General features: G+C 39.2%; 20 protein-coding genes. 9 read left to right on the top strand and 11 right to left on the bottom strand.

From position 1 onward, the window contains the following. Positions 1–22: 22 nt before the first annotated feature. Positions 23–2,404: a phenylalanine--tRNA ligase subunit beta gene (gene pheT / locus B9T27_RS00100; protein ID WP_086204862.1), complete on the top strand. Its 2,382-nt coding sequence runs from the start codon at positions 23–25 to the stop codon at positions 2,402–2,404. Next, positions 2,401–2,700, top strand: coding sequence for an integration host factor subunit alpha (locus tag B9T27_RS00095; protein WP_086202155.1), 300 nt, complete (start codon positions 2,401–2,403; stop codon positions 2,698–2,700). Before pheT ends, B9T27_RS00095 begins: the two co-directional genes overlap by 4 nt. Before the next feature lie 192 nt (positions 2,701–2,892). Here B9T27_RS00095 and B9T27_RS00090 read toward each other — a convergent pair whose 3' ends face one another. The 3 genes from B9T27_RS00090 to trxA form a co-directional block, all read right to left on the bottom strand. Then, complete coding sequence (locus tag B9T27_RS00090) at positions 2,893–3,147, bottom strand: hypothetical protein (protein WP_086204861.1); 255 nt, start codon at positions 3,145–3,147, stop codon at positions 2,893–2,895. Between the two features lie 381 nt (positions 3,148–3,528). Continuing rightward, positions 3,529–4,797, bottom strand: coding sequence for a transcription termination factor Rho (gene rho, locus B9T27_RS00085; protein ID WP_086202153.1), 1,269 nt, complete (start codon positions 4,795–4,797; stop codon positions 3,529–3,531). Between the two features lie 330 nt (positions 4,798–5,127). Next, the gene (trxA, locus tag B9T27_RS00080) at positions 5,128–5,454 is read right to left on the bottom strand and encodes a thioredoxin (protein ID WP_086204860.1); all 327 of its coding nucleotides are present in this window, start codon (positions 5,452–5,454) and stop codon (positions 5,128–5,130) included. 278 nt (positions 5,455–5,732) lie between these two features. On the opposite strand from trxA, the gene ppx reads away from it, so the two are divergent. From ppx to B9T27_RS00055, 5 genes are read left to right on the top strand one after another with little or no spacing between them, the layout of a single operon-like run. Further along, positions 5,733–7,253 (top strand): exopolyphosphatase, encoded by a 1,521-nt coding sequence (gene ppx / locus B9T27_RS00075; protein ID WP_086204859.1) that lies wholly within the window; start codon positions 5,733–5,735, stop codon positions 7,251–7,253. Between the two features lie 50 nt (positions 7,254–7,303). Continuing rightward, positions 7,304–8,128 carry an acetyl-CoA carboxylase carboxyltransferase subunit alpha gene (locus B9T27_RS00070; protein WP_086204858.1) on the top strand — a complete coding sequence of 275 codons (825 nt, stop codon included), beginning with the start codon at positions 7,304–7,306 and terminating at the stop codon, positions 8,126–8,128. Continuing rightward, a complete protein-coding gene (tilS, locus tag B9T27_RS00065; protein ID WP_086204857.1) occupies positions 8,065–9,411 on the top strand; it encodes a tRNA lysidine(34) synthetase TilS in 1,347 nt (448 codons plus the stop codon). Before B9T27_RS00070 ends, tilS begins: the two co-directional genes overlap by 64 nt. Before the next feature lie 27 nt (positions 9,412–9,438). Then, entirely contained in the window at positions 9,439–10,269 is an 831-nt protein-coding gene (gene proC / locus B9T27_RS00060) for a pyrroline-5-carboxylate reductase (protein WP_086204856.1), read from the top strand. A gap of 26 nt (positions 10,270–10,295) precedes the next feature. After that, entirely contained in the window at positions 10,296–10,865 is a 570-nt protein-coding gene (locus B9T27_RS00055) for a YggT family protein (protein WP_086204855.1), read from the top strand. Positions 10,866–10,986: 121 nt separating this feature from the next. Here the strand turns inward: B9T27_RS00055 and polA are convergent, their stop codons facing one another. Continuing rightward, positions 10,987–13,752, bottom strand: coding sequence for a DNA polymerase I (gene polA / locus B9T27_RS00050; RefSeq protein WP_086204854.1), 2,766 nt, complete (start codon positions 13,750–13,752; stop codon positions 10,987–10,989). Between the two features lie 161 nt (positions 13,753–13,913). On the opposite strand from polA, the gene B9T27_RS00045 reads away from it, so the two are divergent. Further along, positions 13,914–16,652, top strand: coding sequence for a DUF2339 domain-containing protein (locus tag B9T27_RS00045; protein ID WP_086205384.1), 2,739 nt, complete (start codon positions 13,914–13,916; stop codon positions 16,650–16,652). Between the two features lie 92 nt (positions 16,653–16,744). Here B9T27_RS00045 and B9T27_RS00040 read toward each other — a convergent pair whose 3' ends face one another. Next, complete coding sequence (locus B9T27_RS00040; protein WP_086204853.1) at positions 16,745–17,683, bottom strand: mechanosensitive ion channel family protein; 939 nt, start codon at positions 17,681–17,683, stop codon at positions 16,745–16,747. 9 nt (positions 17,684–17,692) lie between these two features. Beyond that, the gene (locus B9T27_RS00035; protein WP_086204852.1) at positions 17,693–18,514 is read right to left on the bottom strand and encodes a hypothetical protein; all 822 of its coding nucleotides are present in this window, start codon (positions 18,512–18,514) and stop codon (positions 17,693–17,695) included. 100 nt (positions 18,515–18,614) lie between these two features. On the opposite strand from B9T27_RS00035, the gene gspE reads away from it, so the two are divergent. Beyond that, on the top strand, positions 18,615–20,102 hold the full coding sequence (gene gspE / locus B9T27_RS00030) for a type II secretion system ATPase GspE (protein ID WP_086204851.1): 1,488 nt from the start codon (positions 18,615–18,617) through the stop codon (positions 20,100–20,102). A gap of 66 nt (positions 20,103–20,168) precedes the next feature. Here the strand turns inward: gspE and B9T27_RS00025 are convergent, their stop codons facing one another. The 5 genes from B9T27_RS00025 to B9T27_RS00005 all read right to left on the bottom strand — a co-directional run bounded on the left by B9T27_RS00025 (position 20,169) and on the right by B9T27_RS00005 (position 24,862). Beyond that, positions 20,169–20,594: an organic hydroperoxide resistance protein gene (locus tag B9T27_RS00025; RefSeq protein WP_086204850.1), complete on the bottom strand. Its 426-nt coding sequence runs from the start codon at positions 20,592–20,594 to the stop codon at positions 20,169–20,171. Between the two features lie 786 nt (positions 20,595–21,380). Then, positions 21,381–22,205, bottom strand: coding sequence for a carbon-nitrogen hydrolase family protein (locus B9T27_RS00020; RefSeq protein ID WP_086204849.1), 825 nt, complete (start codon positions 22,203–22,205; stop codon positions 21,381–21,383). 21 nt (positions 22,206–22,226) lie between these two features. Further along, complete coding sequence (gigB, locus tag B9T27_RS00015; protein WP_086204848.1) at positions 22,227–22,751, bottom strand: anti-anti-sigma factor GigB; 525 nt, start codon at positions 22,749–22,751, stop codon at positions 22,227–22,229. A 113-nt stretch (positions 22,752–22,864) separates the two neighbouring features. After that, entirely contained in the window at positions 22,865–23,833 is a 969-nt protein-coding gene (gene gigA / locus B9T27_RS00010) for an RsbU family protein phosphatase GigA (RefSeq protein ID WP_086204847.1), read from the bottom strand. A gap of 129 nt (positions 23,834–23,962) precedes the next feature. After that, positions 23,963–24,862, bottom strand: coding sequence for a VacJ family lipoprotein (locus B9T27_RS00005; RefSeq protein WP_086204846.1), 900 nt, complete (start codon positions 24,860–24,862; stop codon positions 23,963–23,965). Positions 24,863–25,164: the final 302 nt, after the last annotated feature.

Below are 25,164 nucleotides of genomic sequence, written 5' to 3'. Positions count from 1 at the left end.
AGATTTTTAAGGTTTTATAGATATGAAAATTAGCGAAAATTGGCTACGCACGTGGGTCAGCCCTGCAATTGATAGTGCAACTTTATCTGATCAGTTGACTATGTTGGGTCTCGAAGTTGATGAGATGACACCCGCAGCGAAGCCTTTTAGTGGTGTGATGGTCGGTGAAGTTTTAACAGTAGAACAACATCCTGATGCAGATCGTTTACGTGTAACTACAATCAATATTGGTTCAGGTGAGCCTTTACAGATCGTGTGTGGTGCTCCTAACGTGCGAGTAGGTATGAAAGTACCAGTTGCGACGATTGGTGCTGTATTGCCAGGTGATTTTAAAATTAAGAAAGGCAAACTTCGTGGTGTTGAATCACAAGGAATGTTGTGTGGCGCTTCTGAAATTGATCTCGAAGATAAAGTTGATGGTCTATTAGAGCTGCCTGTAGATGCTCCTGTGGGAATCAATATCCGTGAGTATCTGAATCTTGATGATCATGTGATTGATATTAGTATTACTCCAAACCGTGGTGATTGTTTTAGTATTCGTGGAATTGCCCGTGAAATTGGGGTCATCAATCAACTTGCTGTGACAGCTCCAGAAGTGAGAGAGGTTGCCGCAACCATCGCAGATGTGAAGCAGGTAGTGGTTGATACTGAAGGTTGCCCACGTTATTTAGGTCGTGTAATCAAAAATGTAAATACCAAAGCTGCGACACCTGCTTGGATGGAACAAGCTTTGGCACGTTCAGGCATCCGTCAGCATAGTATTTTGGTTGATATTACTAATTATGTATTGATGGAGTTGGGCCAGCCATTACATGCCTTTGATGCAAGTACTGTGCAAGGCGCAGTACATGTGCGTCAAGCCACTAAGAATGAAAAACTAGTGTTGCTAAATGAGCAAGAAGTTGAACTTTCAGAAAATGTGATGGTAATTGCTGATGATGTAAAAGCATTGGCAATCGCGGGCATCATGGGTGGCTTATCTTCATCAGTAACAGAGCATACTACTGAAATTTTCTTAGAGTCAGCATTCTTTGCACCATTACACATTGCAGGACGTGCACGCCGTTACGGTTTGCATACCGATGCATCTCAGCGCTATGAGCGTGGTGTCGATTTTGAATTGCCAATGATCGCAATGCATCGAGCTTCTCAGTTGATTCAAGATTTGGCTGGTGGTGAGTTTGGTCCAATTACTGTTGCTGAAAAGGCAGCACTATTGCCTAAACGTGAAGTGATTGAGCTCAATCAGACTCAGGTTGATCAACTGCTTGGCTATAAAGTGGCATCTGCATTTATTCAGGATGCTTTACAGCGTTTAGGTTGTAATGTAACGGCTAAAGCAGAAGGTGAGTGGAGCGTTGTTCCACCATCGCATCGTTATGATATGGTAATTTATCAAGACTTGATTGAAGAAGTCGCACGTATTCATGGCTATGACAACATTCAGATGAGTCTGCCTGTGATGGATGTGAAGTTAGCCAAATATCAAGATCAGTTTGATCTTGTGCAGTTGCGTCAAACTTTAGTGACTTTAGGCTATCAAGAGGCGATTAGTTTTAGCTTTGCAGATTTGAAACTTGAAAAACAACTGAATCCTCATGTGAATCCATTGGCTTTAGCCAATCCCATTTCAAGTGATTTGGCAGTCATGCGTTCAACATTGTTATCGAGTTTGATTCCATGTGTGCAATACAACATCAATCGTCAGCAAAGCCGCGTACGTTTCTTTGAGTTGGGTTTACGTTTTGATTATCAAAATGCGCAAAGCATTCATGATCTGAAGCAAATTCCAACGTTGGCGATGATTGCTGTTGGTGCCAAGCAAGCCGAATCATGGCATGCAAAAGTACAGCCGATGGATTTCTTTGATCTGAAAGGTGAAGTCGAAGAGGTTTTAGCGGCGGGACGTGTTCAGGTTGAATATGTGCGTTCTGAGCGTGAATGGCTACATCCTGGCCAATCTGCTGAAATTTTAGTGGCTGGAAAGTCGGTTGGTTATTTGGGGCGTTTACATCCTTCATTGGAAGATGCACTCGATTTGGGCATTACTTGGGTTGCTGAACTGGATCAAACGGCTGTTTTGCAAACTTATGTATCTAATTTTACAGAATTATCACGATTTCCGTCAGTAAGACGTGATATTGCGCTTTTAATTAGTGATAATATTAATGTTAGTGAAATTCAGCAACTTATCGAAAAAACGGGTGGGGAGCTTTTAGACTCAGTTTGGTTATTCGATGTGTACACTGGTCAAGGTGTTGAACAAGGCAAACGCTCTCTAGCATTTGCAGTATTATGGCAGCATCCATCACGTACACTTGAAGATGCTGAAATTAAATCAGGTATGGATAACATTATTCAAGTGTTAGGAAATACTTACCAAGCGACATTGAGGGCCTCATGACAGCATTAACAAAAGCAGAAATGGCTGATCATTTAAGTGAGCTTACGAGTTTAAATCGCCGCGAAGCAAAACAAATGGTCGAATTGTTTTTTGATGAAATTAGCCAGGCATTAATTGCGGGTGAACAAGTCAAATTATCAGGATTTGGTAACTTTGAGCTACGTGATAAGCGTCAGCGTCCAGGTCGTAATCCAAAAACGGGTGAAGAAATTCCGATTTCCGCTCGTCGTGTTGTGACTTTCCGTGCTGGTCAGAAATTTAGACAGCGCGTGGGTACAGAGCAAATTGATGAATGATTGATATTTTTTGATGAAAAAGCCTTAAGTTTATACTTGGGGCTTTTTTTATAGCTGAACTTATTGTCCTTTTAATGTGCTAATGATGATTGCATAAGATTGAGCTTTTGGGTGATATAGGATTTAAAAAGTATAGGTATAAAAAAAGAGAACCAAAGGTTCTCTTTTTTTTAATAATAATCTAAGCGATTATTATTTTGCAACTGAAGTAGCAGCAGCGTCAACTGTAGAAGCAGCAGCTTCAATAGTAGATGCAGCAGCATCAGCAGTAGCTTCTACTTGAGATGCAGCAGCATCAGCAGTAGCTTCTACAGCAGAAGCAGCAGCTTCTACTTGAGATGCAGCAGCTTCAGTATTTGGAGCAGCTTCTTCAGTTTTTTTAGCACAACCAACGAAAGCTAAAGTAGTAGCAACTGCAGCAGCAATAGCGATTTTTTTGAATAACATGGCATCACTCTCATAAATTATAATTGAGATTTAAAAAACCAAATTAGCCTGTTTTTTGCTTTTTGCATGAGCAGTCTAATCGGTATGCGGACATGCTATCACTGCGCATTTAAAATTACTACTAGCTGCGTGAAAAAAACTGGTAAAACTGATGAAAAAAGATACTTTTTTAACAGGTATTAACAATTGAAAATTCAATTTACATAGGGAAGTTACAGATTATTGATTAAAAAATAAGGTGATTTTTTTATTTATATTTTATAATTCAGTTGCTTATAATTTATTTTATCAAAAAAATATTAATTGTGTTTTTATGTAAGTGATGTCAACCAATAAAAAAGCTATCCAAATGGATAGCTTTTTTAAAATGTAATAAAGAAATTAGTTTGCAGCTTTACGTTTCATTTGATCAAAGAAATCATCATTGGTTTTGGTTTCTTTCATGCGATCCAATAAGAATTCCATTGCTGCAAGTTCATCCATAGGATGGAGAAGTTTACGTAAGATCCACACTTTACGTAAATTTTCTTCACTCATGAGGCGTTCTTCACGACGTGTTCCTGATTTTTTGATATTCATTGCAGGGAAGACACGTTTTTCGGAAATACGGCGATCAAGAGTAATTTCTTGGTTACCTGTACCTTTAAATTCTTCGTAGATGACATCATCCATTTTACTACCAGTTTCAATAAGGGCAGTAGAAATGATCGTTAATGAGCCACCTTCTTCAATATTACGTGCAGCACCAAAGAAGCGTTTTGGACGTTCTAGAGCGTGGGCATCTAAACCACCTGTTAATACTTTACCAGATGATGGAATTACAGTGTTATACGCACGGGCTAAACGAGTAATCGAGTCAAGTAGAATCACAACGTCTTTACGATGTTCAACCAGACGTTTTGCTTTTTCAATCACCATCTCAGCGACTTGAACGTGGCGTGCAGGTGCTTCATCGAAGGTTGAAGCAACGACTTCACCACGTACAGTGCGTTCCATTTCTGTCACTTCTTCAGGACGTTCGTCAATCAGCAGTACAATCAGGAAAACTTCTGGATTATTACGAACGATCGATTGTGCAATCGTTTGTAGTAACATGGTTTTACCAGCTTTTGGTGGCGCAACAATAATTGAACGTTGACCTTTACCAATCGGTGCAATCAAGTCAACCACACGTGCCGTTAAGTCTTCACTTGAACCATTACCCAATTCCATAATCAGTTGTTCTGTTGGGAATAACGGCGTTAAGTTTTCAAAAAGAATTTTATTGCGTGAGTTTTCTGGAGTGTCATAGTTAATTTGATTCACTTTTAACAGTGCAAAATAACGTTCACCTTCTTTGGGTGGGCGAATCGTACCAGTAATGGTGTCGCCAGTACGCAAATTGAAGCGACGGATTTGTGAAGGACTGACGTAAATGTCATCTGGACCAGCGAGGTAAGAACCAGAGGCAGAGCGTAAGAAGCCGAAACCATCAGAGAGAATTTCTAAAACACCATCTCCGAAAATTTCCTCACCATTCATTGCATGACGTTTAAGGATCGCAAAGATAATGTCTTGCTTACGATTACGCGCCATTCCTTCAAGGCCCATAAATTCAGCAATTTTAATGAGTTCGCCAATCGGTTTTTTCTTGAGTTCAGTTAAATTCATATATGATCAGATTAAAATTAGGATGTGTGTGGCACACAGATAAAGGAAAAAGCAGCAAAAGTCGTCCGCAGTACAAGAGTTGAGAAGGAATTGTATTTGCACAATAACAAACTCAGAATCTGATTTGTTCTTTCGAGGAGAAATGTGTAAAACAATTTCTGTTGCCGAGCGGCGATCTTATGTGTTGTGTTTTAAGAAACTGGAAAAGGAAACTCCAAAGTTCCTTGAATAAGAAATATAAGTGAGATCAACGGATTTGTCAATTTACCAACGAAAAAAATGCGTTATAAAAAATATAACGCATTTAGCATCTCTATTCAGAAGATTGAATTAGATGTTTTCATCAATGAAACTAACCAATTTAGATTTAGGTACAGCCCCAATTTGTTGAGCAACAACTTCACCATTTTTGAACATTAGTAAAGCTGGAATGTTGCGAATGTTATAGTTTACAGCCGTTGCTTCACACGCGGTCACATCAACTTTAACGATTTTGACTTTGCCTTCGTATTCAGTTGAAAGTACTTCAAGTACAGGTGCAATCGCTTTACACGGTGCACACCAAGCTGCCCAAAAATCAACAATCACAGGGATGTCAGAATTTAAAACATCTGCTTCGAAGTTTGCATCAGTGGTATTAATAATATTGCCAGACATAGTCTTGCTCCAAAAAATTTTAAAGATGAATGTAGTGATGAAGATAAGTATTACATAGTCATCTTTAACAATGTAGGGGAATGCATAAATTTTCATTGTTAATTGTGAGTTTGTCCAATTGATGCTCACGATATTGTTAATCGGTTCGGTGGTGTTGTCATCGTATTGTCATAGTTGTTGAAAAAGTAATGGCTCATTCATTTGTATGCATAAATGGCTTTTAAATTGCGTGTATGTGAATTAACCTAGGCGTAATTCTAAAAGAGTTTGTATCAATAATGTCTGATTTTTTAATTGATGAAGAATTACTTGCTGCGATTGATATGGGGTCAAACAGTTTCCATTTAGCGATTGCTCGTGTGGATCATGGTGAAGTTAAAAAAGTTGCATCAATGTCAGAAAAAGTTCAGCTGGCTGCTGGATTAGATGAAAATAAAAATTTAACCGAAGCCGCGCAACAGCGTGGTTTGGCGTGTTTGGCTCGTTTTGTGGGTCGTTTAGGCTCAGTACAACCCAATCGTTTAAGAATTGTCGCGACGAATGCTTTACGTCAAGCTAAAAATGGGCATGAATTTATCCAGCGAGCTGCTGAAATTTTACCGAAACCAATTGAAATCATTGCAGGACGTGAAGAAGCCCGTCTGATTTATTTGGGTGTGTCGCATACGATGGCGAATAGTGGCCGTCGTTTAGTCATTGATATTGGTGGTGGCTCTACTGAACTAATTATTGGTGAAGAATTTGAGCCCATCCATACAGAATCCTTACAAATGGGTTGTGTGGCGTATAGTAAAACTTATTTTACTGATGGTGAAATTAACCCCAAAGATTTTGAAAAAGCGGTTGTGGCTGCACGTAAAGAGCTTTCTGGTATTGCGAATACTTATAAAGCAGAAGGCTGGGATACTGTGGTGGGTTCCAGTGGAACCATTAAAGCCTGTCGTCAAATTATTGTGAATATGGGTTGGAGCGATGATAAAGAGAGTTTGACTCGTGAAGGTTTAGACAAACTCAAAGATAAGTTACTTAAATATAAGCATGTTTCAGAAATGGAATTTGACGGTTTAAAAGAGGATCGTCGTGCCGTTTTACCTGCAGGTTTAGCCATTCTTTATGCAGTATTTGAAGTGTTGAATATTGATAAGCTGGTTTACTCTGATGGTGCGTTACGTGAAGGCGTGATGTACGACTTATTGGGCCGTTTTCAGCATGAAGATATTCGTGATCGCAGTGTACAAGCGATGATGGGACGCTACGGTGCTGACCTGAAACAAGCGCAACGGGTCGTTGATACAGCACAACATTTATTTGATGCGGTTGCTGAAAAATTACATTTGAATAGTGATGACAGTGATTTATTGCGTCGAGCTGCGTATTTGCATGAAATTGGCTTAGCTATTAGTCATGGTGGTTATCACCGTCATGGGGCCTATTTATTACAGCACTCCGATATTGCTGGTTTCTCACAAATTGATCAGAACCATTTGTCACATTTGGTCGCTCATCATCGCCGTAAATTACGTAATGATGCTAAAATTGAGGTGCTCAGAGCTGGTGGTAATAAGCTTGTTTACCTATCTTTATTATTGCGTCTCGCTGTTTTACTCAATCACAGTCGTAGTGATGAGATGCTTCCTGCCATTGAATTAAGTGTGCTGGATGCGCAACAATGGCAGCTCAGCGTTTCTGGCGATGCCAAACAATGGCCATTACTGGTTGCAGATTTGCATGATGAGCAAGCGCAATTTAAGCATTGGGACATTGAGTTGAATATTCAGTCGGAACAATTTATCGATTAACAACCTATCGATGAGTGATCTATCGGTTTATTAGGGATAATGCTCGACTTATGAAAAATAAAGCTACTCCATCTCAAGCATGGAAAACAGTTCAAATTGCCCGTCATCCTGACCGTCCGCAATTTTTGGATTATGTGGGAGATATTTTCACAGAGTTTGATGCTTTACATGGTGACCGTGTCTTTGGTGATGATGGTGCAATGATTGGTGGCCTTGCGCGTTTAGATGGGCAACCTGTGATGGTGGTCGGTCAACATCGTGGGCGTAGTACGCGTGAAAAATTGCAGCATAATTTTGGGATGAGTAACCCAGAAGGTTATCGTAAATCTCAGCGTTTACTAGACATGGCTGAACGTTTCAATTTGCCTGTATTTACGTTTATTGACACTATGGGTGCTTATCCGGGTGTCGGTGCAGAAGAACGTGGTCAGGCAGAAGCGATTGCCACTAGTTTGGCACAATTGTCTCGCTTAAAAGTTCCTGTTATTGCAACAGTTTTAGGTGAAGGTGGTTCAGGTGGTGCATTGGGTATTGGTGTTGCTGACCGAGTAATTATGTTGTCGCACAGTATTTATTCTGTCATTTCCCCTGAAGGCTGTGCTTCTATTTTATGGAAAACCGCTGAAAAAGCAGAGCAAGCCAGCGAAGCTTTGGCTTTGACTGCAGATAAATTGCAAAAAATGGGTATTGTTGAGTATGTTGTTGATGAAGGTGACGGTGCACATTTACAACCTGAACACATCATGGACAAATTAAAAATAGTACTCAAACAAGCTTTAAATGAACTACAACCAATGAGTGCTGAAGAACGATGCGAAGCACGTTATCAACGTTTGATGAAATTTGGCAGCAACAATTTAGGCTTAGTGTCTTAACGCAATTTGAGACTTTCCCAGAAAATACTTCTTTTCTGATTGGATGTAGCGGCGGCATGGATTCCATGCTGCTTTTGCATTTAATGGCTGAAATTTTTCCTGAAAAAGTGCGTGCAATTTACATCAATCATCAATTACAAGCGCAGAGTAGTGAGTGGGCACAGTTTGTTGCTGACCAATGTCGGCATCTAAATATTCCCTGCATCATTCAAACGGTGGATGTATTAACGGGTAACTTAGAAAATCAAGCACGCGAAGCACGCTATCAAGCGTATTTAGAGCATCGACAAAGCAACGAAGTTCTTGTACTCGCCCATCATCAGCAAGATCAAGCTGAAACCTTAATGTTACGCTTGCTTTCCGGTGCGGGCGTACAAGGTTTAGCGGCTATGCGAAAAGTAGATATTCGTGACCAATTCACGATTTGGCGTCCATTGTTAGATACCTCACGTGAGCAAATTTGCCAATGGACAGCACAACTCAATCTCGCTTATGTAAATGACCCAAGCAATTTAGATACCCACTATGACCGTGCATGGTGTAGAAAGGAACTTTGGCATATTTTGCAAAGTCGCTATCCAAAAATGCAGCAGGCTATAGTACGAACCAGTTATTTGATGCAAGATGCGGATGAAATCTTACACGATGTTTTGATGCAAGATTTAAACGTGTGTGGAAATTCTCAATATTTAGATTTAGCTCAATTTCAGCAACTTTCCGCTGCACGACAACGACAATTACTGTCTGCGTGGATGAAAGGTCAGGGTACATATCGTCCATCTTTTGAAATGGTGCAACGACTACAAGACGAAGTGATTACATCTAAATCTGATGCACAGGCGGCATTGCATTGGAATAGTTATTACTATGTACGCTATCAACAGGTTTTATATCGCTTAGATAAAGCAGTTTATCTGGCAGAAAAAAATAGCAGCATTGCCGATCAACAGCTTCAGTGTGAACTTAATCAATCGCTGGAATTGCCTTCAGGTCACTTTAATATTCAAACTGCAACCATGGGCTTATCTTTAAGCTTATTAGGGAATCGTTTGAATGTAGCTCAACGCGTGGGTGGTGAGCGAATCCATTTGTATGGCCGAGTTGGAAATTGGCCTTTAAAAAAAGCCATTCAAGAAGCACATATTTTTCCTTGGATGCGTCATACAATTCAAATATTAAGCATAGATAATGTTATGCTTGGTGTCTTTACACCGAAAGGTTTTTGGTTGGCGCAGTCAAAATACTGTGAAGCCGGTGGTTGGCGACCAAATTTAATTTCTTAGTTGAAAAGTTCAAATCGAGCATAATTCATGGGTACAGCTTTAAATTGTAATATTAGTTTTATTGGTGGCGGGAATATGGCTCAAGCCTTAATTGGTGGCTTGATCAGTCGGGGGTTGCCTGCAACACGTATAACGGTTTCTGACCCTGTTGAAAAAGTAAGACAATTATTGCAAGAAAAAGATGTACAGGTTACGAATGACAATATTACGGCAATTCAAGATGCTGATATTGTTGTTTTGGCCGTGAAGCCACAGGTATTGGGGACAATTTTAAAGTCACTCAACGGTTTATGTGATCACAAATTAATTATTTCTATTGTTGCTGGTGCTGAAATTAATACAATTGCAGCATTAATCGGTACAGAACGCATTGTTCGAGTGATGCCGAATACGCCAGCACTGGTGCAAACAGGTGCACATGGAATGTATGCGACTGAAGCTGTCGATGCGAAAGACCGTGAACTGGCTACTCAAGTATTAGCTGCAACAGGTTTAACCCTTTGGGTGAGCTCAGAGGCGCAAATTGATGCAGTAACCGCTGTATCTGGTTCGGGGCCTGCATACTTTTTCTATATGATGGAAAGTATGATTCGTGCAGGTAAGAACTTGGGCTTGGATGAAAAAGTTGCGACGGCTTTAACTTTGCAAACCGCACTTGGTGCTGCACAAATGGCAATTACCAGTGCAAACTCTCCTGCTGAATTACGTAAAAATGTAACTTCGCCGAATGGCACAACCCAAGCGGCATTAGAAGTGTTTGACCGCGCTCAGATTTCACAAAATATTCAAACCGCACTTGCTGCAGCTCAAAAACGCAGTCAAGAGTTGGCTCAAGAATTAAGTGAAAGCACGAAATAATAGACTTACTTTAGGAACGATCCAATATGGGTGCAAATTCTGCGCAAATTTTTGGCATTATCATTAACGTAGCAATTTTGCTCGTATTTTTCCGTTTTTTAATGCAATTAGCGATGGTCAGTCCATACAACCCCGTGGTTTTATCTACTGTGAAAGCCACCAAAATTGTAGATGTATTTGGTCGCATTTTTCCGACCTTAGGAAAAGGGCGAGTGAATACAGCTGCATTGGCACTACTCGTCGTATTGTATTTACTGAAAATTTTTGGAGTAATGTATTTAGCAGGGGCTATGCCAAATAGTCCTGTACATCTGCTGATTTTGACTTTTGTCACTATGATCCAAGATTTGATTCGTTTCTGTCGCTATTTAATTTTTGCGACCATTATTTTAAGTTGGGTAGTGATGTTCACCCAGTCTCGTTCGCCTTATATTGAAGTTATTCAAGAGCTTGCTGAACCATTGTTGGCACCATTTCGTCGTTTATTGCCAAATATGGGAATGATTGATTTGTCACCGATTATGGCATTTTTAGCTTTGTATCTAGCTGAAATATTAATGAATGAAGTGGCGAAGGTTTTACTCACAGGTCTGTAAGTACTGTTTTGATTAAATAAAAAAGGACTCATTTAAGTCCTTTTTTATTGTTGCATATTTAGTGTTTTATCTCCGATAAGGACTCTTTTAAAAAGAATCCTTAGACAGAAATAAAGACAGATTAATGGGCTTCGTCCCAGTTTTTCCCTTGACCGACTTCCACTAATAATGGAACGGAAATTTTCACTACATTTTGCATCGCTTCGGCAATTTTAACGGCTAGCTCATCTGCAATTTCAGCATCTACTTCAAATACTAATTCATCGTGGACTTGGAGTAATAATTTGGCTTGGTTTTTCGGTAAAATTTTATCGACTGCAATCATTGCCAATTTAATAATTTCCGCTGCGCTACCTTGCAATGGGGCATTAATCGCAGCACGTTCCGCCGCTTTACGAATCATCATATTGCGCGCATCAATATCAGGTGTATATAAACGACGACCTAAAATAGTTTCTACAAAACCTTGTTCTGAAGCTACTTGACGGGTCCGTTGCATATACTCATAAATGCCTGGATAACGATGGAAATATTGTTTGATGTAGTTTTGTGATTCTTCACGGGTAAAGCCCAACTGACGAATCAAACCAAACTCAGACATACCATACAATAAACCAAAGTTGACAGCTTTCGCCTGACGACGTTGATCATGAGTAACATCATCTAGTGCTACGCCCAAAACTTCAGCCGCTGTACGACGATGTACATCCTGCCCATGATTAAAAGCATGTACCAATGCTTCATCTTGAGAGAAGTGTGCCATCAAACGTAATTCAATTTGCGAGTAATCGGCTGCTAGAAGCACTCGACCTTGAGGAGCGACAAAAGCTTTACGAATTTGACGACCAATTTCTTCACGAATCGGAATGTTTTGTAAGTTTGGATCGGTAGAAGATAAACGACCTGTCGCTGTTAAAGCCTGATGATAACTGGTATGTACCCGATGTGTTTCAGGATTTGCTTGTTTGAGTAAGCCATCGGTATAAGTACTTTTTAGTTTAGATAAGCCACGATATTCTAAAATAAGTGCAGCGATTGGATGATCAATTTTCTCTAAAATACTTTCGCTGGTGCTATATTGCCCAGTGGCTGTTTTTTTACCACCTTTTAGACCGAGTTTATCAAACAAGACTTCACCGACCTGTTTTGGCGAAGCAACGTTGAACTTTTCACCTGCTATTTCGGTGATTTGATTTTCCAAATTTTGAATGGTATTTGAAAAGTCGACTCCCAGTTGATCCAAGAAACTCAAATCAAGCTGTACACCATTTTCTTCCATGCTGGTGAGTACACTCGCCACAGGCATTTCAATGTTGTGTAAAATATCGATGAGGGGAGGAATTTCGCGAAGCTTACGATCTAATACTTCGTATAAGCGATAGGTTACATGTGCATCTTCAGCGGCATAATGTGCTGCTGTTTCCAGCTCAATTTGATTAAAGGTTTTTTGTTTAACCCCTTTGCCAGCGACTTGTTCATAGGTAGTGCTGAGATGGCTTAGGTATAAACGTGCAACATCATCCATGCCATGACGAGTGGCGACAGAATTTAAAACATATGAAGCCAGCATGGTATCGAAATACCAACCTTGTAAATGAATTCCGTGATTTTCAAAAATATGCGCATCATATTTTAAATGATGGCCGATCTTTTCAATCGAAGCATCTTCTAAAATAGGTTTGATTTGTGCCAATACCATTTCACGATTCAGTTGTTCAGGTGCACCTTCATAATCATGTGCGAGTGGAATGTAGTAGGCATCTTTTGCATCAAAGGCCACTGAAAAGCCCACCATTTCTGCAATTCGATAATCTAGGCTTGTGGTTTCAGTGTCAATTGCAAAGCGTTTTTCGGTGCTTAAACGTTGAAATAATGTATCCCAATCAGCTTGGCTGAGAACCGTGTGATAGGTGGCTTGTCCAAGTTGATCATCGATACTGCTACTGGTGGCATGATCTTCCATTACTGCAATTTCATGGCTAGGTTCAGCGGTCGCAATAATTTTTGAAGTCTGTTTGTAGGTAGCATTATTTGGATTGTTAGGATGATCTAACGATTGTAATTGGTTACGAAATTCGAGTTCGGTATACAGATGACGTAATGCTGACACATTCGGATCACTTAGTTTGAGATCATCATGAGTTAAATTTAGGTCTAGATCAATCACAATACTGGCCAGTTGGTGGTCTAGTGCAATACCTTCAATATTATCTTTGATATTTTGGCCAACTTTGCCTTTGATCTTATCAACATTTTCTAAAATGCCGCCAATTGAACCGTATTCGGTCAGTAATTTTGCCGCAGTTTTGGCACCTACACCGGGTACGCCACGAATACCATCTGAAGCATCGCCCATTAATGTTAAATAGTCGATCATTTGGTTGGGCCAAACCCCAAATTTTTCAAAGACCCCATTCACATCTAGAGGCTTGTCTTTAAAGCTGTCTTCAAGCGTGACTTTATCTGTTACCAACTGGGCCATATCTTTATCGCCAGTTGAAATGAGGACTTGATGTCCTGCTTTTTCAGCGCGCTTTGCCAATGTGCCAATCACATCATCTGCTTCTGCACCGGGAAGTGTATGTAGGGGAATCCCCAAAGCGCGAATCAAGGCATGTAGGTATGGAATTTGTTGAGCAAGCTCATCTGGCATGCTCGGACGATCACCTTTATAAATAGGTGAAAGTTCATGTCGAAATGTAGGCTCAGGTGTGTCGAATATCACCGCCATATGTGTCGGTTGAATACGACGCATGAGTTTTTGGATGGCAGAAATCGCACCACGGATTGCATTGGTTTGCAAGCCTGTAGAGGTGGTTAATGGTGGCAGTGCATGGTAAGCACGAAATAAAAAATATGACCCATCGACCAATACAAATGGTGGCATTGAAAAAATCCTAGTCCAAATAACCAGCTTATTGTACGTGATTTTTGATTTTTACGCAGAGGCATCATGTTAGATGCTTTACCGAATACCTGATGAATAACTTAATTGTGATTGTTGTGCTGTTGTATGATCAAATGACTCAGGAAAGAGAAATTAACAAGATGCTGAAAGGGCAGAGTGAAATCCGAATGATTTGGTTAATGATATTAATCATTATCGCTGTCGGTACATGGTTTCTAGAAGTAAAAGTACTGACTTACATCTGTGGTTTAGCATTTGTGGTGAGTGTGATGCACTATGTTGATGCGATTCAAACCCCGATGCAAGATATGACTCAGCAAGTACAGGTCAAATTCCAGTTAAGCTCAAAAGTTCCTTTATATATTTCATCTCTTGTTACCATTGTTGGTATGAGTCTAGATTGGCATTGGTTGGTCGGGCTTGGTCTAAGCACTTGGGTTTTCTTTTTTTTGCGGTGGCTTAGGCGTTTAGAGCGTTATTTGTTCTGTATCGAATTCCAATTACAACAGCTTAAGTCTTCAGAATCGCTTGATTCGCCTCTTAGTCTAAAAAATACAAAACCTCAAAACGCTTTTAATCAGTCTTCGTTTGCTCAAACATCTACTGATTCATTAGGCCTCATGGATCAACTGAAACAATGGTTGTTGCAAGGTAATCCTGTCTTAAAAACTGCAATTTTGCTGTTAGTCATAGGCATTATTTTATTATTACGTTTCGCAACTGAGCATTGGCAATTTAGTCTGGCTTTAAAGCTCAGCATAGTCGCAATTGTTAGTGCGGCAATAACAATATTAGGTTATCTGCTTCAGCACAAAAATCGCAGTTTTACTGTCGCATTAGAAGGATTAGGGCTGGCTGGATTATTTTTGACGCTATTTTTTGCCTATTATAATCATGTAATTCCTTATTTTTGGATTGCAAGCTTAAGTTTCGCTGTAATCATGAGTATTACATTGTGGCTCAGCCTAAAACAGCAAAGTATTGAATTGGCTTTAATGGCAATGTTAATTGCAGCGATAGCACCTTTTACCTTACCCATCCGAGCAATAAGCACAATTGAGTTGGTGAGCTATTATTTGGTGATTAATACCTCTGTTGCTATATTAACGACATTACGCCCATGGAAAATTCTCAATCAAATTGCTTTTATCATGACGGTAAGTGTTGCGGGTGGTTATGCATTTATACATGGTTATGGTCAACAACGCCCTTTACTCACAGGCTTGCTCTTTGCACATACTGCAATTTTTATTTGGCTCAGCTTCCGCTTTAGTCAACTGATTGCAAAACAAGATTTAGAACAGTTTAAGTTAAAACCAGCTTTAGATATTGCCTTGATTTTTGGTGCACCAATTATCAGCTATATCTTTTTATATCTGATGTATTTTAATGATAGGGCATGGCAAGCTGGCTTGAGCTGTGCTTTTGCCATGTTGTATGCCGTGTTATATCAAACGGTAAAACGAAATCAAGCGATTCAATTCATTTCGAACAGTTATTTGAGTTTGATGCTGATTTTTATCGTCTTGATCCCACCGATTTTATTACATGAGCAGTGGAGTGTAGTGGGATGGGCGATTGAAGGTTTAATCATTTTCATTTATGCCCTATATCGTGACTCAGCAATTAGTCGTTATTTGGCTATGGCACTGTTGCTGGTAGCAGGATTGTTTAGTCTCTATTATTTGGCAGAACTAACTGAATTTCCAAGAGTGATGTATTGGATACTCAGTTTGAGCTATTTTGCCGTGGTCATCATGAGTAATAGTCGTGAAGCTTTCCAAAAACAATTAAACACATCCATCGTTATTTTTTTTAGTGCATTGATGTTAGCCGCGACCTCAATGTTGTTGATTTTACTGCTTGATCATCTTAAAGGTTCTAATCAATATATTTTCACTTTGCTTATTGCAACACTTGCTTATGTGATTATGAATGAGTGGCTGTTATTCCGCAAAGCATTGTGGCCTTGGCTGCTTCCGAAGTGGGTTGGGCTTATTCCGCTTTATGTTCTGATACTGATTATATTGATTGATCGTAGCCAGAATGGTGCAATTGTTTGGCAGTCGATATTTGAACGCTGGGGAATCGCAGGATCAGGATTGTTATTGGTTATGCTTTGGCTAAGACCCATGACAGCTGTAGGTTTAGAAAAAGAAGTCGTGAGCTTAGGTGTGTTATTGAGTTTAGCTTTAATGAGTCTTAGCCTAGTACCATCTATGCCCTATATCAGTATTGTGATTTTACCTTTGGTTTTTTGTGGCTGGTGTGTCTTAGACAAGCATAGCCACGATTGGTCAATCTTTTGGCAAACTCGCTCAAGCCTAGCTTTAGTGATGCTCTGGATGGTTTGTTCGCAGCTTTTTTCACAGCACATATTCCAAGGCTATCTTTTCCCGATTTTAAATCCTTTTGATCTAGTCAGTATTGCGATACTTGTGGTTTTCTGCTGGATGCTAAGCTTGCAACTTAAGGGTGGGATGGATAAAGGTATTATTGCTGTGTTATCTGTTTTAAGTTTACTTTGGTTAAGTAGTTATGTGTTATTACGGGCTTTACATCATTATTTTTCCACACCCTATAATGAATTGGCCCTGTGGCAGAATGCAGTTGTGCAATTAAGTTTTACTTTACTTTGGGTAAGTTTGGCATTCATTAGTATGAGTTGGGCCAGCCATAAACAGCTGCGTGCGATGTGGATTTTAGGTGGGAGTATTTTAGTAATCGTAACTCTGAAGCTCGTCTTATTTGATTTATCTCATATTGGAACGCTGACTCGAGTGATTTCTTTCTTGGGTGCGGGTTTTGTGATGTTAGTGATTGCTTATGTGGCTCCGATTCCAGAACCGAACCATTTAGAACCTAAGCATACTAAATAGCTGTATATTGATAATCTGGATTAAGTTGTGCAATTTAAGCATGATCGTTATTTAATCTTTATATAACGATCATGCTTTTAAATGGACAATAATCAAAGTTGCTGATTTTGCTGTTTTTCTTGTTTTAAATCTTGAGCATTTGCATAGCGATCAAGATCATCTTGCTCTACAGCACTATTGGGGGTAATTCCTCGATCTACAAAGCCAATTTTAGGAACAGGAATTTCAATTTGATTTTCTACAAAACGATTGCGAATCCTTTCATGAATTTCATCTTTGACTTGCATGAAGTTTTTTTGCTGGCACCACAGCGCAAAGAGTAGTTCAATTGATGACTCACCAAAGGCCGTTACACTAACGCGAGGTTTAGGATCTGCTAATACCAAGGGATAATCATTCGCTACTTTTAATAATACGGCTCGTACTTTATTGATGTCTTCATTGAAATTGATAGCTAAAGTAATCGGAATTCGTCGTATTGGAAATTTGGAAAGATTATGTACTGGTGCTCGAATGAGTTGTTCATTGGGCAAACGTACATAAACATTGTCCCAAGTGAGTAATTTGACTGAGAGTAAATCAATTGAAATAACTTCTCCTTCAATGGTATGCCCACGAATTAAAGTAATTTGAATCGTATCGCCAATTTCAAAAGACCCTTCGCCAATTAAAAATAAACCACTAATTAAGTTGGTCGCAGAGGTCTGTGAGGCAAAACCCAAAGCTACTGTTAAAATACCCGCAGCACCTAAGAAAACACTTAGTTTAAAGCCCGCTTCTTTCAGACCTGCCACCACAAATAGCATAAAAATAAAGTAAAAAATTCCTCGGCGCCACACTAGTCTTTGGTGTGCATTAAATCTTGAACCAATTGTACGAATAAAGGTATTAGAAATAACACGCGCTAATAAAAAACCGACCAAACATAGCGATAGCGCGACCAGGATTTCACTTAAGCGCTCAGTGTTGATATTGGTGAAAATTCCTTTAAGGCTATCAGCAATGTCTTTAGGAATATTTGAACTTGCCATGCGGATCTCTTAAAAAAATGAGTCAAACATATTAAATAAAGCACCACCTGGTGAACGAGGTGGGTGTACATAAACCACTTCACCAGCGAGAGGTGGAGTTCTATTTTCTATTTTGATACGTGCAGGACGATCATTACCTTCATAAAGGACTTTAATTTGAGAGGTCCATAGTCGTCCAGTACTTTCACTATAAAATAACGGTAAGGCTGTAACAGGAACATTCATACGATCAAAACGCAATTGATGATTACTAATATTATGAAAATCAATGGGTGTAACTGCACGGAATGCTCTTGGTTTTAATAAATTGAGTTCAGTTCGTCCATCTACAGCCGTGGCATAACACATTTCACCGCTACGATGATCAGGGCCAAACCAAGTATCTTTGGGTAAGATGACAGGAATATCAAATAATGGTTCTTTCTGCGCTTGAAATAAGCCAGACACCCAAAGCGGGGTACTAATATATAACGTTCCACGTTGCCCTGCAGGAATGTAAATAGGATCAACAGGGCGAATCACGACTGAACGATCTGCCAAACGTGGCATGAGCTGAAAGGTACTATGTGTTTCCTTAAACATATAGCGTTCAACATGCACGGGTTGCGGGAAAGCAAAATTCACATCCTGAATGCAACTCCACTGTTGCTCATAATCATATTGAAATCGAGGACGATAATATTCCAGACGCCATTCTTGTAAGCTGCGAGTTAGACGTAATAAGGTTGAACCAAACTGCCATGCTTTAGCTTGGTTCAATTCAAAATGTTGTTCTCCCCACCATTTTAGGTTTCGAAGATCAGGTTCTAGATGCTCATTGTTTTTAGACACAAGCGTTTATCCCTATATTGAATTCTTTGAAAAACAGACTTCACGCTGTCATTTGCTTAGAGTACACTCAAAACAATTCTAATCATCATTATAAGTTGTAATGCAAGTACTTAAACAATTACAAATACCCTATAGTTTTGCGAAAAAGCATGGAGTGCTACTGCGTTACGAAGGTGATCAAGCTTTTATTGTTCGTCGCCACGATACAGCACCTATTGCGATTCAAGAAGCTCGCCGTTATTTAGGCCGTGTTGCACAATATCAATTGTGTTCAGATACTGATTTTAATCATATGCTCAGTTCGAGTTATGCGGGTGAAACGGGCGAGTCGCAACAAGTTGCAGCGGGTTTGGAAGATCATCCTGATTTACTCAGTCTCGCAGATCAAGTTCCTGAAACAGAAGATCTTATGGATCAAGAGGATGATGCTCCTATTGTACGTTTAATCAATGCCTTGCTGTCAGAAGCGATTCGCGTTGGTGCATCAGATATTCATATTGAAGCTTTTGAGAAAAAACTATCAGTCCGTTTACGTGTGGATGGCCAGTTGCGTGAAATTGTTCAGCCACGCCGTGAGCTTGCCCCATTGTTGGTTTCCCGTATTAAAGTCATGGCAAAATTGGATATTGCTGAAAAGCGTATTCCTCAAGATGGTCGTATTTCATTACGTCTTGCAGGTCGTGAGGTCGATGTCCGTGTATCAACATTGCCATCTTCACATGGTGAGCGTGTGGTGATGCGATTGTTGGATAAGCAAGCAGGCCGTTTAAATATGACTCATCTAGGTTTGATGCCAAGTGACTATGAGCGCTTAACACAATTGGTACATCGTCCGCATGGGATTATTTTAGTCACAGGGCCAACAGGCTCAGGTAAAACGACTACGCTTTATGCAGCACTATCAGACTTAAATGATGGCTCTAAAAATATCCTGACTGCAGAAGACCCAATTGAGTATCAACTCGAGGGGATTGGGCAAACACAGGTCAATACCAAAGTGGATATGACTTTTGCTCGTGCTTTAAAAGCCATGCTTCGTCAAGATCCAGATGTGGTGATGGTGGGTGAGATTCGTGACTTAGAAACAGCGGAAATTGCAGTTCAGGCTTCTTTAACAGGTCACTTGGTTTTATCTACACTACATACCAATACTGCAATTGGTGCAGTGACTCGTCTAAAAGATATGGGGATTGAACCGTTCTTATTGGCCAGTTCTTTGATTGGTGTAGTTGCCCAGCGTTTGGTACGAACACTGTGTAGGCATTGTCATGCATGGCGAGAAGCTGATGATTTTGAAAATGCTATTTTTCAAAATTTAACTGCTGAAACACCTTTAAAACTACCTATCCCACAAGGGTGTGATCATTGTTCACATACAGGTTTTACAGGCCGTACCGCTATTTATGAAATTGCACCTATAGATGATCAAATGCGCCGTTTGATTCACGGTAATGCGCCGGAGTATGAGTTGGAAAGTTATGTACGTCAGCAATCCGGTTCGATTCGTGATGATGGTTTAAGAAAAGTGTTGAAAGGTAAAACAACTTTAGAGGAAGTATTACGTGTGACTAACGAAACCGCAGATTAAGTGACGTAGTTACTTACTATTTAGAGTAATCAAGACACTCCAATAGTTTGGAGTGTCTTCTTTTAATTAAACAATTACATTCAATGTCACATCAATATTGCCACGAGTTGCATTTGAATAAGGGCAAACAATATGTGCTGCATCCACCAATTTTTGCGCTTCAGCTTGTTCTAAACCTTCTAAATGAATATTTAATTTCACTTCAATACCAAAACCTGTAGGAATGGGCCCAATACCCACTTCACCCTCAATAAAAGCATCTTTTGAAATATTGAGCTTATCTCTACCTGCCACAAATTTCATTGCACCAAGGAAACATGCAGAATAGCCTGCTGCAAACAGTTGTTCAGGATTGGTTCCGCCACCAGCACCACCCATCTCTTTCGGTACCGCTAATTTTACATCTAAAATTTCATCTGATGATGTCGCACGTCCATCACGACCACCGGTTGCTTTGGCTTTTGCTGTATATACAACTTTTTCTAAAGACATTTCTATTTTCCTGAAGAAATTTTGATGAGTCTTTATCCTGTAGGATTTTATGAAATAAATAAGCAATGATTTTGTAAAATTATCGTACAGAGATGGTTGGCTTAAATTGGACCTATGCGATTTAAAAAATGTACAAGATATCGCCCATTCTTTTGTTTTATAATTTAAGTGAACATAAAGGTTTGTGGTATTTCCTCGGAACCATTGAGTTGGTATTCGATCTTCAGTTTAAATGATTTATATGTTGTAAAATGTTGTTCTAGCGCTTTAATTCCATCGAGATAAAAATCTCGATCATCTTTTTAAAAATAAATAGCAATTCTCTTTGACTCTTGAATTAAACAGGCTTAGCAAAGCTTTTGGTTCTTTTCTATATTTTGAGCATGTAAAATCAACTGAATATCAAAACCATAAGATTCAGAGCTGACATTTTCAAGTTAAATGGATTATCCATTACCTAATTGTACTGTTTCTAAGCCATAGAGCAGGGGGGATTATTTGTCGAGTATTTGATTTGATATGTATGTTTTTGAGTATTATTTTTAAGTAAAACTGACGTAGCACGCCCTCGAATGCAATCTGTTTCAAAATGATGTTTACGAGTTCATATTGTTGATTATCTTTTGCAAAAACTAAACTGTGGATTAACATGAGTAATAATGGAATTAAACATAGAATTTTGTGCATTGTTTTCAAAATTTATTATTCAGAGTAAATCTATTAGAAATGAGCCTGATCAAATATTTAAACATGTATTTTGCAGTTTATTGAAAAGCAGATATTAGATTAGTATTGAATTAATCTGCGATGTTGCATCAATGGCATAGATGCACGAATGTTTTCTTGTTCTTTAAAGTCAAAAGGTACAGTCAGTAGTTGTGCACCTTCATTATCGGTAATTTTTAAAATTTGCCCACGACTATTACTAGTACCTGCATGTCCCCAAGTTTGACGCGTTTCTCCATGCCAACCTTGTTGAGCAGCACCTAAAACTTGACATTGACTGTCCATGGCACGTGCTTGTAAGAGCAATTGCCAATGCATTTGACCTGTTGTATACGTAAATGCAGCTGGTGCAGTTAAAATATGAGCGCCGTGTGAACGAAGGGTTAAAGCTAGTTCAGGAAAGCGTAAGTCGTAACAAACCATTAAACCGATATTGCCAAAAGGTGTTTTAGCAACAACGATATCTGTGCCTGGTTCAAAGAATTTAGATTCTTGATAACCACCCACAGCATCACCGACCTGTACATCAAATAAATGAATTTTGTCGTAACGCGCTTCGGTCTTTTCTGGGCTGATACATAAACTGACTGTACGTACACGACCATCTTGAATAACAGAGCCATCTGGACGGAAAGGACAAGGCAGTGTGCCTGCAACAATCCAAATTTGATATTGATGAGCAAGCTGTTCTAAGCGGTATTGAATCGATTCAAACTGTGCTGCAGTTTCACGTTGCTTACCTGCAGCAAAACAGACAAAATTTTCAGGAAATACAATTAATGACGCACCCTCTGCTTTACTTTGTTGTATCAATGACTCAATGACACTGAAGTTTGCTTCAATGTCATTTTGGGAATTCATTTGAACAACAGAAAGTAAAGTCATGGGTAATGTCTGAAGATAGAATTAAGCGTTTTGTTTATCGGGAGATGAACAATCCATTGTATTTTGCTGTTTTTCAAGTTGCTTAACTAATGGCTCAAACATATTTTGATTGTTTGCATTAAGTTTCATGAGTGTTTTGTGTGCATCAAGGACGGTGCACAGCATAGTATTGTGATTAATATTGTCATCCATTAAGGCTTTGGTGCAAACATTTGGGTCGCCGCAATAATTTAAGATAACAAAAACCTGCCCTAAGCCCATACTATTGGCTAGAGTGGTGATATCTGGATTGGTAGATAGCATGACTGCTTGAATATGATGAACTTGTTTCAGCTTTAAGCCTAACTTTGCCAAAATACCTAAAACAGTACTATCAATAAATGTGGTTTCGGTTAAATCAACAATCGCGCCAATGACGTTTGTTTGTTGTTCAATCCTTGCCAAAAGTTTGTCTAGACTTATACAAGATTGGGCACGCACTTCGCCAATAAGCTTAAAAATATGCGTTCCATTTAAGCTTGCATATTCAACATGACCTGTTGACATATAAATGCCATTTGCAGAAAAGGATGTGAAAATTATCACATAGCGCAACTCTATACTCAAGTGGTTCAGTGTCGGAGAATAGTCTATATGGCATTATCATATTGATTATAAAGTTAATTCATTCTGCGTAAACTCAGGATAGCGATATCATCTGCAACATGATCAGGGGCTTTGAATGATTGATTTTGCAAATGGTAGACCAATTGTGCAAATTGTTCATTCAAACCACCATCAAAAGGTTCGAGTGCGCCATCTGAGCAAATAATAAACCGTGCATGACGTGTTAAGGTACATTCGAATTCTTCAACCTCTAAGTCTTCCGTGAGCCCTAAAGGAAAGCTACTGGTATTTAAAACACGAGGGGCTTGGTTAGGTTCGAAAATAATTGCTGGTGGATAGTGTCCCGCACTCGACCATTTTAAAGTATGGGTTTCTAAATTGAGGGTTCCAGCAATCATGGTAATGTGCTTTTCAATGTTTTCTTGAACCAGCATCCCATTCAGTTTTTTAATCAATTCTTTGGGTGTTTTTGAGCGACCATGAAAGGCTGCCATCCATGAGGTGAGTAAACTGCTGGTAACGCCATGCCCAGAAACGTCAGCAAGATAGAAGATAATTTCTTTATCACTAATTTTCCAATAATCGTACCAATCACCAGACAGATAAGCAGAAGGTTGAAATAAGGTTTCAACTTGATAGTTTTGTAATTCTATTGGATTGGGAAGTAATTTACGTTGTAATTCGGCTGCAGAGGGTAGATCACGACTGTCTTGATTACGTTTATATTGTGCATCAATTTTAGATAATGAATGTTCAGGATGCGCTGGGAGTCTATTCCAGACCCAACCTGCCAAAGCACCCATTTCCCAGGCTTGGGAAAGTGCGGTACCTTCATTTTCATTCGCAATCACAATCGTCGGTAAAGACCATTGATGATGTAAAAAATCTTGTACATCTGCAATCGCAATAATGGTGGGATCATAGAGATGAATATCTTCTATTTGAATCATTTGCAGACTCGGAAGCGCATTTAGCACTTGGTCTAAATTTGGAATGTTTCGAGTAGGCTGAATGAAATACATAGATTTGATCAATGATCCTAAGTGTATGGCTGATTATTGTACGATATAAATAGCTGTACTATAGATAATCAAATTTTGCTAGTAGGCCAAGATTAGTTTACTAGCAAAGACGTTTAATAATATTGAAGATTATGGTGTAGAGTCTGTCTCAGAATCATCTTCTAAGAATGAAATAGCAGCAGCATCTAAACCTTTTTTCTGAGCAATGCTATAACTCAGACGTTGTAAATAAATATCACGAATTGCTGCATATTTATCACCTTGTAAAGCACTTTCAAAATCTAATAAGCGTGAACGTGCGTTAATTCCACCCATGATGCGATTTCCCCAGATAAGACCAGTTTGATCACGCGCACTGCGTATTTGCCACAATGGATTTGCATAACCTTCAGCAACATAGTCTAAAGAGTTACGCAGGGTGCTTGGGCCAAGTATAGGTAGCATTAAATAGGGGCCACTTGGAATGCCATAATAACCTAATGTTGTACCTAAGCTTTCTTCCTCAGTGCTTAAACCTAAGCGACGTGCAGGATCTGCCATGCCTAAAGAAGTTATTGTATTAATGGTAAAACGACCTACTGATTTTAATGCACGGACTGGACGTCCCTGAGCCAATTGGTTTGCTGCATTCCAAGGTTCACTCAAATTTTTACGAAATAAGGTATAAGAGCTACGAACATCTTCAGGTACTTTTTCTTTATATTGCACAGCAAGTGGGCGAGCGACGTATTGATCTAACTTATCATTAAATTGAAAAATTTCACGATTGAGTGGTTGAAGTGGATCTTTCATTTGATCTGATTGTGCGGCATTGGCATCTACTTTCAAATCAACACGCTTAATATTCTTAAGTTCTTTTAAAGCTTCTAAACGTGGATGCTTGGCTGATTCTAGGGATTGATTGTTTAAAAGGGTATTGTCAGCGGTTTGGACTGAACTATCTTCGGATGGTAACGCATCTTGAGCAGAAACTTGAGACGTTAAGCCAAGAGTAAGCAGAGTTGCCCATAAGATATTAAGACGATGCATAAAAAATCCTAAAAGATGTTAAACAAAAGTTAAATCTAGCGAGATAGAACACTCAGTATATTCTAGCAGTCATTAAAAAGAACGTTTTAACGAAAATTTGATCAAAAAATGTGATAAAAAGCGATTATCGACCAATAAACCACCATTTGAATAAATTAATTAAAGAAAGGGGTTGCGTAGGAAATTTTTTCCCCTATAATGCGTATCCATCGGCGGTGATGTTAAACAAAACCTCTGATAAATCAATAAGTTGATTGAGTTGTTAAGATTTCTGAATGAGATTTTAAAGTTTGATTAAAAAA

This window comes from Acinetobacter sp. ANC 4648 (genome assembly GCF_002135345.1).
GTDB lineage: Bacteria > Pseudomonadota > Gammaproteobacteria > Pseudomonadales > Moraxellaceae > Acinetobacter.
Note: the sequence above shows the minus strand (reverse complement) of the source record. Positions and strands in the feature narration are given on the sequence as shown.

Bases quoted from the DNA above. Each gene is read 5' to 3' on its own strand.
- pheT (WP_086204862.1), top strand. From the start codon at position 23: ATGAAAATTAGCGAAAATTGGCTACGCACGTGGGTCAGCCCTGCAATT.
- B9T27_RS00020 (WP_086204849.1), bottom strand. From the start codon at position 22,205: ATGACTTTACTTTCTGTTGTTCAAATGAATTCCCAAAATGACATTGAA.
- B9T27_RS00090 (WP_086204861.1), bottom strand. From the start codon at position 3,147: ATGTTATTCAAAAAAATCGCTATTGCTGCTGCAGTTGCTACTACTTTA.
- gigB (WP_086204848.1), bottom strand. From the start codon at position 22,751: ATGTCAACAGGTCATGTTGAATATGCAAGCTTAAATGGAACGCATATT.
- polA (WP_086204854.1), bottom strand. From the start codon at position 13,752: ATGCCACCATTTGTATTGGTCGATGGGTCATATTTTTTATTTCGTGCT.
- B9T27_RS00055 (WP_086204855.1), top strand. From the start codon at position 10,296: ATGGGTGCAAATTCTGCGCAAATTTTTGGCATTATCATTAACGTAGCA.
- rho (WP_086202153.1), bottom strand. From the start codon at position 4,797: ATGAATTTAACTGAACTCAAGAAAAAACCGATTGGCGAACTCATTAAA.
- B9T27_RS00025 (WP_086204850.1), bottom strand. From the start codon at position 20,594: ATGTCTTTAGAAAAAGTTGTATATACAGCAAAAGCCAAAGCAACCGGT.
- ppx (WP_086204859.1), top strand. From the start codon at position 5,733: ATGTCTGATTTTTTAATTGATGAAGAATTACTTGCTGCGATTGATATG.
- B9T27_RS00005 (WP_086204846.1), bottom strand. From the start codon at position 24,862: ATGCATCGTCTTAATATCTTATGGGCAACTCTGCTTACTCTTGGCTTA.
- tilS (WP_086204857.1), top strand. From the start codon at position 8,065: ATGCGAAGCACGTTATCAACGTTTGATGAAATTTGGCAGCAACAATTT.
- B9T27_RS00070 (WP_086204858.1), top strand. From the start codon at position 7,304: ATGAAAAATAAAGCTACTCCATCTCAAGCATGGAAAACAGTTCAAATT.
- gigA (WP_086204847.1), bottom strand. From the start codon at position 23,833: ATGTATTTCATTCAGCCTACTCGAAACATTCCAAATTTAGACCAAGTG.
- proC (WP_086204856.1), top strand. From the start codon at position 9,439: ATGGGTACAGCTTTAAATTGTAATATTAGTTTTATTGGTGGCGGGAAT.
- B9T27_RS00095 (WP_086202155.1), top strand. From the start codon at position 2,401: ATGACAGCATTAACAAAAGCAGAAATGGCTGATCATTTAAGTGAGCTT.
- gspE (WP_086204851.1), top strand. From the start codon at position 18,615: ATGCAAGTACTTAAACAATTACAAATACCCTATAGTTTTGCGAAAAAG.
- trxA (WP_086204860.1), bottom strand. From the start codon at position 5,454: ATGTCTGGCAATATTATTAATACCACTGATGCAAACTTCGAAGCAGAT.
- B9T27_RS00040 (WP_086204853.1), bottom strand. From the start codon at position 17,683: ATGGCAAGTTCAAATATTCCTAAAGACATTGCTGATAGCCTTAAAGGA.
- B9T27_RS00045 (WP_086205384.1), top strand. From the start codon at position 13,914: ATGCTGAAAGGGCAGAGTGAAATCCGAATGATTTGGTTAATGATATTA.